The sequence below is a fragment of the Acinetobacter sp. V2 genome (assembly GCF_001188385.1).
Classification (GTDB): Bacteria; Pseudomonadota; Gammaproteobacteria; order Pseudomonadales; family Moraxellaceae; genus Acinetobacter; species Acinetobacter oleivorans.
On the sequence record NZ_JZFB01000001.1, the window covers coordinates 1,877,135 to 1,889,437 of the forward strand.

Genomic DNA, 12,303 nt, shown 5'->3' on the forward strand with positions numbered 1-12,303 from the left:
GGTAGAGACCAAATACGTTACTCGACTTCCACTTTCCTGTCCCTCAATCTTTAAAGTAAAGTTTTTATCTTGAGTGATCTGGTCGGTTGTTGAGGCGCCTGAGTCTAAAAGATTTTTGAGAATCAAATTACCTGGCTCAGGAGGGGTCGTGTCTTTAGGATCTTTCCTTGACAATAAAGCAATTGTTCCTGCGCCTGCTAAAGCACTAACCACCCCAGTCCAGAGAGGTACAGAAGATGAAGAGTCTATAAGTTTTGGTGCATCTTTTACTTCTAAATAATTAACAGTAGTCTGTCCAGTAGTATCTTCACCTAAACTGGCAGTCCAATAACTCTGCCCTTCATTTAAAAGAATTTGCGGGTTTTCGCTAATAAAATAGTTTTCTAAAATAATTTCAGTTCCATCTTTTAGATGAATAATTGCATTATTTCCCTCTCTTGTTATTGAGGCAATTTTTTCTGGGCTTATATCGATTTTTGCGATTTCTTTAGGATCTACTACAATAGTTTTTGTCTGGCTTACATCAATATCAACTGTATTATTTTTTGAAGCATTATTTGCCATTAATGATACTTGTACCATTTATCCACCATGAAATTTTAAATATTATTAAGTTTTTCTAAAATATTAAGTCAATAGATACTCATTTTATAAAATATTATTAAATTTCACAAAATACTAAAACCCTTATTATAGCTAGTTAAAAACATGGCTTTTTATATAGTTAAAAATTTTTATGTATCCATTAATATTATTTTTAAAATGATAAAACATTTAGAATGTTTTCCTATTCCCCATATATAGAATTTAAAGCTTAGGCATTGTAATGGATAAAATTTTATCAATCTACTCTTAAGTTAAATGTCTTATAGAATTTTTATAAATTAAATTAATTGAAAAATCTTTAAATCATAATTAAACCAATAATGACTAATTCTTCCTTCATTTGAAATGATATTAAAACTATTTGGAACATGATAATGCAAGCGGCTAGATGTCGCTGTTCCTGCATGAATATCATAAATAGGATGATCTATTTCTAATTGATAAATTTGCTTTAAATTATATACGGCTGTTTTATGAAGATGCCCATGTAACATGCCAAATAGCCCTGTCTTACTCCATTTTTCGAGAGCCATTTTCCCTAATACGGGACAATCTTTAATACCATGCTCATCATCAGGCGGGGTATAAAAAGGCTGATGAAAAACCACTAATTTGATTTTATTCTCTGGCCCTTGCTGTAATCGCTCATATGTAGTTTGAATTTGCTCAATCGAAATATGTCCACGCGTATGATAACGGCGGCGTATACTATTTACGCCAACAATATAGAAATGTTCAGTTTCTAAAGTTGGTTCAAGCTGGCCAAAAAAATATTGATAGCGAGTAAATGGTGAGAAAAAACGGTTCCAGACATGGTACAACGGAATATCGTGATTACCAGGCACAACAAGATAAGGAATATTAAGACTATCTAAAAACTGACGACAATTATAAAACTGTTGATATCTGGCTCGCTGAGTACTATCTCCACTCACAACAATAACTTCAGGTCTATGTTCGGTACAAAAAAGCCGAATTGCATCTAAACAGGCCTCAATTTCTGTTCCAAAATGCAAATCAGACAGATGTAATAACATTGGGCACCATAATATTTAAAGCATTCTTTTCTACAGTGAAATTTAATGGTGTTTTCATCTCTAAAATTTCACCATCTAAAGCTACAGTAAGTTTTGATTTTTTTGCACATTCAACAATGACATGATCAGCACAAAAACTATAAACATCTTTTGTCTCTTCAACCTTTCCTTGAATCCATTGCCAAAGCATATGTAATAAACTAAGCCTATCACTTTTTATAATGACTACTCCAGCGACTCTCCCCTGTGCAGCACAATCAGCAATTCTTAATTTCATATCACATAGTTGAAGTTGATTATTACCAAAGAAAATTAGTGGGGTTTTGACTGGATATTTTTTTCCATCAACTGTGACGGAAAGCTTCAAAGATTTATTTTCTCTTAATAAAACATCTAAAGCCGAGGTATAGGCATGTAAAGGTAAACGTCCTAAGTATTTATTGTAGAGCTCACGTTTTTTTATAAACAATGGATAAAGGCCTAGGCTCGCATTATTTAAATAAATATGATCGTTAATAGTCGCAATATGTACAGAACGGGGTGTTCCTGTTGCAATGACTTCAGCCGCCTCTAACAAATCTAAAGGAATATCTAAAACTTTAGCGACGTAGTTAAAAGTCCCCAAAGGTAAAATTCCCATAGGAATATTGGTATGACGAAGTTTTGATGCTACTGCATTTAACGTCCCGTCTCCACCCGCTGCCACAACAACGCCTAAATTTGCGTTTTGGCTATGCCGATGAATCACTTGATTCATTAAATCATCAAATGAAACATCTTCCGATAATTCAAAAACTTGTATTTCAAAACCAAATTCGGTGAGTACAGTCATTAATTGTTCATACATATCTTCATGTTTTGAAGCATGAAAACCCGACTTCTGGTTATAGATGATAGAGAGAGGTTTTAAAGTCCGCATTTTTATTATCTTAAAGAGGATTTACCTTGTATTTTGTATAGAAAATCGCCTAATAAAAGTCTCTTTATGTAAATTTCGAATGATGATCATTTGTTTAATCAATAATAATTCTCAAGAAAAATTTAAACATCAAGTTATTGATTTTAAAAAAAATAAATAATATAAATAACACACATACAACATAAAAATGTAAAGAATAAAATACATCAAAAAACAATAAATATATGATTTAAATTAAAAAAAATAAAAAATCAAAATATCTATTTCTTATTCTTTAGTCTTATTTTTTTTATGATTTTGTGCTTTAATACAGCCACTTTTTTATTTGATCTTTCATTGTACCTCAATGAATGACTTGTACGTTGTACATATTTTGAATAGGCCTCACCATGACCACAGTGAACGCACCAGAATTCGTTCGTCATCCTAAGCTTATCGCATGGGTTGAAGAAATTGCAAACTTAACCAAACCAGCAAAAATCGAATGGTGTGACGGAAGCGAAGAAGAGTATCAACGTCTAATCGACTTGATGATCGCTAACGGCACCATGCAGAAATTAAACCAAGAAAAACATCCTGGTTCTTATCTTGCAAATTCTGACCCATCTGATGTTGCGCGTGTTGAAGATCGTACTTACATTTGCTCTCAAAAGAAAGAAGATGCTGGTGCGACAAACAACTGGGAAGAACCAGCTGTTATGCGTGAAAAGTTAAATGGTTTGTTCGAGGGATCAATGGAAGGTCGTACAATGTACGTTGTGCCTTTCTCTATGGGTCCACTTGGAAGCCATATTGCTCATATCGGTATCGAGTTAACTGACTCTCCTTACGTTGCTGTTAGCATGCGTAAAATGGCACGTATGGGTAAAGCAGTTTATGACGTGTTAGGTACAGACGGCGAATTTATTCCTTGTATTCATACCGTAGGTGCTCCACTTGCTGAAGGGCAAAAAGACGTTGCATGGCCTTGTAACCCTGAAAAATACATCGTTCATTACCCAGAAACTCGTGAAATCTGGTCTTACGGTTCTGGTTATGGCGGTAACGCATTACTTGGTAAAAAATGTTTAGCACTTCGTATCGCTTCTGTTATGGGTCGCGAACAAGGTTGGTTAGCTGAACATATGCTTATTCTTGGTGTGACTAACCCACAAGGTGAAAAGCACTATATCGCTGCTGCATTCCCATCTGCATGTGGTAAAACAAACTTCGCAATGTTAATTCCACCAGCAGGCTATGAAGGCTGGAAAATTGAGACTGTAGGTGACGATATTGCTTGGATCAAACCAGGTGAAGACGGTCGTCTATACGCAATCAATCCAGAAGCTGGTTTCTTTGGTGTTGCTCCTGGTACGAATACCAAAACTAACCCTAACTGTATGGCAACTCTTCACAAAGATGTTATCTATACAAACGTTGCGGTAACTAACGACGGTCAAGTATGGTGGGAAGGTCTTTCTAAAGAAATTCCAACTAACTTAACTAACTGGAAAGGTCAACCTCACGTAAATGGTGAAAAAGCTGCTCATCCAAATGCGCGCTTCACTGTTGCTGCTGGTCAATGCCCTTCTATCGATGCTGACTGGGAAAATCCAGCAGGTGTTCCGATTTCTGCATTTATCTTCGGTGGTCGCCGTGCAGATACGGTTCCTTTAGTTTCTGAAGCTTTCGATTGGGTTGATGGCGTTTATAAAGCTGCAACTATGGGTTCTGAAACTACTGCTGCTGCTGTTGGTCAACAAGGTATCGTTCGTCGTGACCCATTCGCGATGCTTCCGTTTGCTGGCTACAACATGGCTGACTACTTCGATCACTGGTTAAGCCTTGGTCAAGAAGTAAGTACAAAAGCTGAAGCTGCTGGTAATAAATTACCAAAAATCTTTAATGTAAACTGGTTCCGTCGTGATGCTGAAGGCAACTTCGTATGGCCTGGTTTCGGTCAAAACATGCGTGTTCTTGAGTGGATCATTGACCGTTGTGAAGGTCGTGCAAACGCTGTTGAAACACCAATTGGTCTTGTTCCAACTTACGATGACTTGAACTGGGAAGGTACTGAATTCTCTAAAGAAGAATTTGACCTTATCACAGCTCAAGATAAAGATCAGTGGGTTACTGAAATTGAAAGCCACACTGAGTTATTCAATAAACTTGGTGAGCGCTTACCAAAAGCATTAAAAGAACGTCAAGCAGCTTTACTTGAAGCTGTAAAAACTGGCTTCTAATTGCTAAATATAAAAAAGGTCGCCTTGTGCGGCCTTTTTTATTATGCAGCATCATCTTTTTGTCGACGTCCAGCCAAATAACTTTCCAAATTTTTTACTTGTTTTTCATCAAATGCCAAACCTAACTTAGTTCTACGCCACAATATATCTTCTGCCGTATTTGCCCATTCATTTTCACATAAATACTGAACTTCAGATTCGAATAAACCGTGACCAAAATCTTGCCCTAACTGCTCAAGAGCTTTTCGCTCATGCAAAATACCAAAAACCCTAGAGCCATAGGCATTTGCCCAACGAGTAGCGAGCTGCTCGGTTACCCCTTCAACTTGGTTTTGAATCTTTATAACTAAATCTTCAAGTGTGGTCCAATTCTCCGCCCCAGGTAACACTTCATTTGCAGTCCACTCATCTCCCATATTTGTAAAAAACGGGTCAAGATGCTCCAGAGCCGATTCAGCTAATTTCCGATAAGTTGTAATCTTTCCACCAAATACGGACAGCAAGGGAGTTGTTTTATCTTCAATTTGCAATGCCAAAGTATAGTCACGTGTAACTGCAGAAGGATTATCTGACTCATCATCACATAAAGCTCGAACTCCAGAAAACTGACTGACGATATCAGTACGGGTGAGCTGCTTTTTAAAATGTGAATTTGTGACTGTCAAAAGGTAATTAATTTCTACTTCTGTAATCTCTACCTTTTGTGGATCATCCAAATATTCCTGATCGGTCGTACCTATTAATGTGTATTTTTCTAAATAAGGAATGGCAAACACGATGCGTCTGTCTTCATTTTGCATGATAAAAGCTTTATGGCAGTCATATAGTTTCGGCACAACAATATGACTTCCTTGTATAAGCCGAATTTGATATGGCGATTTTAATTGTAGGTTTTCACTAATAAGTTCTTCGACCCAAGGACCTGCTGCATTCACCAAGGCTTTTGCACATATTTGATAAAACTCCCCCCCGCTTTGTAGTTCCAAATGCCACAGTTCTTGTTGTCTATAAGCCTTAACACATCTTGTCCGCGTTACAACTTTGGCACCCTTCTCTTTAGCTTGTAGCGCATTCAACACAACAAGACGTGCATCATCTACAGTACAGTCCGAATATTCAAAGCCACGCGTTATAGCTGGTTTTAGTGGACTATCTTCTTTGAAGTAAATAAGATTTGACCCTAATAATTTTTCTCGTTTTCCTAGATGATCATAAAAAAATAGGCCTGCCCGAATTAACCACGCAGGACGCAAATGTGGTCGATGAGGCATAATAAAACGCATTGGTTTAATAATATGCGGAGCTTTAGCCAACAAGACTTCACGCTCTGCTAAAGCTTCTCTAACCAAACGAAATTCTTTATGTTCTAAGTAGCGTAAACCGCCGTGAATTAATTTACTGCTCGCAGATGAGGTGTGACTAGCTAAATCATCTTTTTCACATAAAAATACCGATAAGCCCCGACCTGCCGCATCATTAGCAATACCGACGCCATTAATACCGCCACCAATCACGGCAATGTCATATATTTTTGAATAATCATTAGGCTGTACTGTCATTTCTCATTTTCTTTTTATTGTTGATCTTATAAAAATTAAAACATCAAATTGATGAAACAACAATCAAAAAAGTAGAATAATCAATTTTAAATAACCGAGTATTTAGCGTTAATTGATTACCCTACTATTGAATTTAACCAGTTAAAGAACAGATCAATCCTCAGCCCAACTTTGACTACGCTTAACTGCCTTCAGCCAACCTTTATAAATAACTTCAGATTGCTCAGAAGACATTTTTGGTTCAAATACTTTTTCTATCGCAGACTTATTTCTTAACTCATGAAGATCTTGCCAGAACCCCGTCGCCAGTCCAGCAAGGAAAGCTGCACCTAAAGCAGTAGTTTCTTTCATTATTGGGCGTTCTACTGGGGTTGATAAAATATCGGCTTGAAATTGCATCAAGAAATTATTTTCTGTTACTCCACCATCGACTCTAAGTGTACGAAGCTCTTCTTCTGCATCTTGCTGCATCGCATCAAGTACATCTCTTGTCTGGTAAGCAATTGACTCTAAAGTTGCACGAATAATATGTTCTATACTTGCTCCACGAGTGAGACCAAAGATTGCCCCACGCGCTGTCGGATCCCAATAGGGAGCACCTAAACCTGTAAAAGCAGGTACAACATATACACCATTGCTGTCTTTTACACGCGTTGCATAAAGCTCAGAGTCTTTAGCGTTCTTAATTACCTTTAACTCATCACGAAGCCACTGTACGCAAGAGCCACCATTAAACACGGCACCCTCTAAGGCATAGTTCACTTCACCATTTGCACCACATGCAATCGTCGTCAGTAAACCATGCTCTGAACGAACAATCTTTTTACCCGTGTTCATGAGTAGAAAGCAGCCTGTGCCATAGGTATTTTTTGCTTGTCCGGGTTCTACACACATTTGCCCGAAAAGTGCAGCTTGTTGATCCCCTGCTATACCGGCAATCGGAATCCCCACTTCTTGCCCGCTAATGGTATGTGTGTATCCATAAACCTCAGATGAACTACGCACTTCTGGTAGCATTGCTCTAGGAATATCTAAAGCTTGTAAAAGTTTTTCATCCCATTCGAGCTTTTCAATATCAAAAAGCATGGTTCGCGAAGCATTGGTAAAATCAGTGACATGGGCTGCGCCATTGGTTAATTTCCAGATTAACCATGTGTCCACCGTACCGAACAGTAACTCCCCTTGCTCAGCACGTGCACGGCTTCCTTCTACATGGTCTAAAATCCATTTAATTTTTGTGGCCGAAAAATAAGGATCAATGACTAAACCTGTTGTTTTACGAATATATTCTTGCCAACCTGCTTTATGCAATTGATTACATATTTCAGTCGTCTGTCGGCTCTGCCAAACAATCGCATTATAAATCGGCTTACCTGTTTTCTTATCCCATACAATTGTGGTTTCCCGCTGGTTTGTAATCCCAATTGCTGCAACTTGTTCACTCTTGATGCCAGCTTGAGCTAGAGCTTCTACCCAAACAGCACTTTGTGTGGCCCAAATTTCCATAGGATCATGCTCAACCCAACCTGGCTGCGGATAAATCTGAGTAAATTCTTTTTGAGCAATACTTACAACGTTAGCATCATGATCTAAAACAATTGCTCTTGAGCTTGTTGTTCCCTGATCAAAAGCAACAATATATTTTTTCGGGCAATTTGACATCTGAATGTCCCTTTCATTATCCACACACATCTAGTCCACAATGCCAAGACATCATGCCTAACTGTATTTATTTAAAATTTTCTTTGGAATATATCATTATTTTTAAGAGATATAGGTTTTCTTGGCTTAAACATTACGCATTCTTTATCACTTTTTACTACTTGGAAAAAACAGTATGTCAAAGATTGGAGCAAGACTATAAAAATGAGCTGATTGACTAATTTGAAATCACATGAATATTCAACTTATTCTTTTGCTTAAATAATAAACATTGTTTTACAGACATAAAAAAAATAAAGTGAAATACTCCTCTGGATAATATGTAAAAACGGAATAAAACCTCTCTTTTTTAGCATTCAACCCAAGCGAAACATGGAGCGACTCATGGTTGATCAACCTTCTACCGCAACAACTCCGCATTCTAATTTAGATACAAAAACCCGGCTAAAATCAATTTTGGGCGGTTCCGCGGGTAACCTTGTCGAATGGTACGACTGGTACGTATATGCCGCATTTACGCTCTATTTTGCTCATGCATTTTTCCCAAAAGGAAGTCAAACAGCTCAACTTCTTCAAGCAGCTGCAATTTTTGCTGTAGGTTTTTTAATGCGCCCAATCGGTGCATGGATTATGGGAATCTATTCAGACCGCAAAGGACGTAAAGCAGGTCTCACACTTTCCGTTACTTTGATGTGTGTAGGCTCACTTCTTATTGCTGTGACGCCAAGTTATGAAAGTATTGGTGTATTTGCACCTCTTTTATTAGTTGTCGCTCGTTTAATTCAAGGTTTGAGTGTAGGCGGTGAATATGGCGCCAGTGCCACCTATTTAAGTGAAATGGCCGAAAAAAATCGACGTGGTTTTTTCTCAAGCTTTCAATATGTCACCTTAATTGCAGGACAACTGACAGCTCTATGTGTTCTTTTAATATTGCAAATGGTATTAACCGAACAACAGTTACATGATTGGGGATGGCGTATTCCATTCTTTATTGGTGCTTTACTTGCCATTGTTGTGTTCCGTATTCGTCGTGGCTTATTAGAAACACAATCTTTTAAAAATGCTCAAGCTGAAAAAGATCAACCACAATCAGGCATGTTTGCATTATTCAAACACTACCCTAAAGAAGCTTTTACAGTATTATTTTTAACAGCTGGCGGAACTTTAGCTTTTTATACCTATACTACTTACCTACAAAAATATTTAGTAAATACGTCCGGATTTACAAAACCCGAAGCCACTCAAATTACTACTTTAGCGCTATTTATTTTCATGTGCTTACAACCTGTAGCGGGTGCTTTGTCAGACCGAATCGGACGTAAACCCCTTATGATTGCCTTTGGTGTAACTGGGGTTTTATTTACTTATATTTTATTTAATACCCTTGCAACCACACATAACTATTGGACTGCGTTCTGGTTGTGCTTGGCAGGTCTAGTGATGGTAACGGGTTATACATCAATTAATGCTGTGGTTAAAGCAGAGCTCTTTCCTGCACATATTCGAGCTTTAGGGGTAGCTTTACCCTACGCGATTGCCAATACATTATTTGGCGGTACAGCAGAGTTCTTTGCTTTAAGTTTTAAAGAAGCTGGACATGAATCTTGGTACTTTATTTATGTGAGTATTATGATCTTCATTTCACTTATTATTTATATTTTTATGAAAGATACTAAGCATCATTCAAAAATTAAAGAACATTAATATTTTAACAAAAGAGCTAATATCGCCAGCCGATGTTAGCTTAAATCGTGCGATTAAGCCCCTACAATCACTGTGTTTTATGAGATACTAGAGATAAGAATATAAGGATGATACTGATGAATAGAAGTATTTTATGTTTGGCATTAAGCAGTATGTTTGTTTTAACCGCTTGTCAGACCACCCCTCGACAATACAATGGTTCAACTGGCTATCAGATTGAAAACCAAACAAAAACTTCGGCAACTTTAGCTTACACATTGGCTAGCCGCACTAATCAGCAGTTAGATGAACGTAAATTGCAACGTGCTTGTCAAAATGTATTAGGCGCTCAAAAAGTTTATAAATTATCAGTTCTAAGCATTAATGAGATTTCAAACCCAGCTCAACAAGAACATTATGGTGTTCAATTGGGCGAAACTCGTGCCTCATTTGGTTTATCTAATACACCAAGCTTAAACAATGGTGAAGATTATGCGACTCGCCAAGCACTTGAAGCACGTCCAAGTACGTTAAAAGTAGTTCGTTATACTTGCTCATAATATAAATAAGACGCTGTTCTTTTACAGCGTCTTATAAAAACTTACATTTCTAAATTCTTTAGCTTCATCAAGATCTGGCCATGTCGATGCACTTCTTTCATCAATTTTGTGATATTTTGGATGACTAAAGTTTTTAACGCGGCTATCTGCGACCCAAACCTCTGGCGCAAATTTCAAAAACTCATCTAAAAAGAAACGGTTGCACTGGTCATACAACACATCAGCAGCCAATAAAACATCAACTTGCTCTGCTTTATATAAATCGTCCAAATATTCCAGCTCAACATCATTCAACAAAGCATTTTCACGGCAGGCAGCAAGACTAACTTGATCAATATCACAACAAATTACTCTTTTAGCACCAGCCATTTTAGCTGCAATTGCGACTACGCCCGAACCTGCACCAAAATCTAGAACAACTTTATCTTTAACATGATGTGGCTCTGCAAGTAACCACTGCGCCATTGCTAAACCAGATGCCCAGCAAAAAATCCAATATGGCGTATCATTCCAGATTCGACGAATAACTTCATCATCTAAGCGATCAGTTGGAAAAACGGGTGGAATCAACCATAAAGAAATAGGTGTTTCTGGTAACTGTTGTGCCATCAACTCACAATGAGGAATCACTTCATGCAAGGCTTGAAGTAAATATTCAGGGGCTTTGGACAGTTGAAAAGTGCAGCTCATAAATAAGCTCAACAATTTATAATTACTATTTGATCATCTGCATAGCGAGCAAGACTAAAACAGTAGCTTAAAGCATGGTAGTGGCTAGTTACTAAAAATACGTTAGTTCAATTCCACTACTTTAATTAGTGCAACCGTTTTGGTCTTGCGTAGCATTCGCTACTCATCCCGAAAGAAAAGTAACATACGAGCTCCTAACATTTGCGTTAAACGGTAGGACGCCGTCGTGAATAAATTAAATTAACCTAAAGCTTTTTCAGCAGCTTCTACAGTTTGACGAATCAAAGTTGTAATTGTCATTGGACCTACACCACCTGGTACTGGCGTGTAAGCAGAAGCAATTTCTTCAATACCTTGTAGCTGGATGTCTCCTACACCACCGCCATCACGTGGATGGAAACCAGCATCAACAACTACTGCACCTTGTTTAATCCAGTCTTTTTGGATGAGTTCAGCTTTACCTACAGCACCAACAATAATGTCAGCTTGTTTCACAAGCTCAGGTAAGTTTTGTGTACGTGAATGGCAAATTGTTACTGTTGCATTCGCTTGCAATAGCATCATTGCCATTGGTTTACCTAAAATTGCTGAACGACCAACCACAACCGCATGTTTACCAGCAATTTCAATGTTGTTTTCTTTTAAAATGGTCATAATGCCCGCAGGAGTTGCTGAACCATATGCAGCTTCGCCCATAGCCATACGGCCAAAACCAAGACAAGTTACACCATCAACATCTTTAGCTAATGAGATTGCATCAAAACATGCGCGCTCATCAATTTGTGCAGGAACTGGATGTTGTAGAAGAATACCGTGAACATCTGGATTAGCATTTAGCTTTTCGATTTCAGCTAATAATTGTTCTGTTGTAGTTTCTTGTGATAACTCAATTTTTAAAGAATCCATGCCTACTCGACGGCAAGCATTTCCTTTCATGCGTACATAAGTTGCAGATGCGCCATCATCCCCAACCAAAATAGTCGCTAAAATTGGGGTACGACCTGTTTTAGCTTTTAAAGCTTCAACACGTACTGACAAATTTTCTTCAATTTGCTTTGCTAATGCACGACCGTCTAAAACCAATGCCACAGCACATCTCCAAGGTAGACATGAATTTAATGTGCCAATAATACATGATTATTTGGACAAATTTATTCTAGATGTTGCTTTTATGTTCATCTTATCTCAAAACAGTATTGTTTTTTTTCTAAAGGTTGCTAATATGTGCATCACCAAATGTAGGCGGGGTGGCAGAGTGGTCATGCAGCGGACTGCAACTCCGTGGACGCCGGTTCGATTCCGACCTCCGCCTCCAAATTTGGTAAAGCCCGGGTGGTGAAATAGGTAGACACAGGGGATTTAAAA

The 12,303-nt window shown here is 37.8% G+C and carries 10 protein-coding genes and 1 tRNA gene; 4 read left to right on the forward strand and 7 right to left on the reverse strand.

The window, feature by feature from the left end:
- The 3 genes from UC75_RS08575 to UC75_RS08585 all read right to left on the reverse strand — a co-directional run.
- On the reverse strand, positions 1 to 582 hold a 582-nt coding region (locus UC75_RS08575; RefSeq protein ID WP_212771769.1), incomplete at its 3' end, for a BapA prefix-like domain-containing protein.
- Between the two features lie 302 nt (positions 583 to 884).
- Positions 885 to 1,643, reverse strand: a complete 759-nt coding sequence (locus UC75_RS08580; RefSeq protein WP_049837304.1) for a metallophosphoesterase family protein — start codon at positions 1,641 to 1,643, stop codon at positions 885 to 887.
- Entirely contained in the window at positions 1,624 to 2,562 is a 939-nt protein-coding gene (locus UC75_RS08585; RefSeq protein WP_049837305.1) for a diacylglycerol/lipid kinase family protein, read from the reverse strand. Before UC75_RS08585 ends, UC75_RS08580 begins: the two co-directional genes overlap by 20 nt.
- 389 nt (positions 2,563 to 2,951) lie before the next feature.
- Here UC75_RS08585 and UC75_RS08590 point away from each other — a divergent pair, with 389 nt between their 5' ends.
- Positions 2,952 to 4,784 (forward strand): phosphoenolpyruvate carboxykinase (GTP), encoded by a 1,833-nt coding sequence (locus tag UC75_RS08590; RefSeq protein ID WP_005307903.1) that lies wholly within the window; start codon positions 2,952 to 2,954, stop codon positions 4,782 to 4,784.
- A 41-nt stretch (positions 4,785 to 4,825) separates the two neighbouring features.
- Here UC75_RS08590 and glpD read toward each other — a convergent pair whose 3' ends face one another.
- Positions 4,826 to 6,343, reverse strand: coding sequence for a glycerol-3-phosphate dehydrogenase (gene glpD, locus UC75_RS08595; protein WP_049837306.1), 1,518 nt, complete (start codon positions 6,341 to 6,343; stop codon positions 4,826 to 4,828).
- Positions 6,344 to 6,496: 153 nt separating this feature from the next.
- On the reverse strand, positions 6,497 to 8,005 hold the full coding sequence (gene glpK / locus UC75_RS08600) for a glycerol kinase GlpK (RefSeq protein WP_049837307.1): 1,509 nt from the start codon (positions 8,003 to 8,005) through the stop codon (positions 6,497 to 6,499).
- A gap of 372 nt (positions 8,006 to 8,377) precedes the next feature.
- On the opposite strand from glpK, the gene UC75_RS08605 reads away from it, so the two are divergent.
- Positions 8,378 to 9,709: an MFS transporter gene (locus UC75_RS08605; RefSeq protein ID WP_107883046.1), complete on the forward strand. Its 1,332-nt coding sequence runs from the start codon at positions 8,378 to 8,380 to the stop codon at positions 9,707 to 9,709.
- Positions 9,710 to 9,825: 116 nt separating this feature from the next.
- Entirely contained in the window at positions 9,826 to 10,248 is a 423-nt protein-coding gene (locus tag UC75_RS08610) for a hypothetical protein (RefSeq protein WP_005307920.1), read from the forward strand.
- A gap of 21 nt (positions 10,249 to 10,269) precedes the next feature.
- Here UC75_RS08610 and UC75_RS08615 read toward each other — a convergent pair whose 3' ends face one another.
- A complete protein-coding gene (locus UC75_RS08615; protein WP_049837309.1) occupies positions 10,270 to 10,938 on the reverse strand; it encodes a class I SAM-dependent methyltransferase in 669 nt (222 codons plus the stop codon).
- Positions 10,939 to 11,178: 240 nt separating this feature from the next.
- The gene (folD, locus tag UC75_RS08620) at positions 11,179 to 12,027 is read right to left on the reverse strand and encodes a bifunctional methylenetetrahydrofolate dehydrogenase/methenyltetrahydrofolate cyclohydrolase FolD (protein ID WP_003650084.1); all 849 of its coding nucleotides are present in this window, start codon (positions 12,025 to 12,027) and stop codon (positions 11,179 to 11,181) included.
- Between the two features lie 152 nt (positions 12,028 to 12,179).
- Here folD and UC75_RS08625 point away from each other — a divergent pair.
- Positions 12,180 to 12,253 (forward strand) — tRNA-Cys (locus UC75_RS08625).
- Positions 12,254 to 12,303 lie beyond the last annotated feature (50 nt).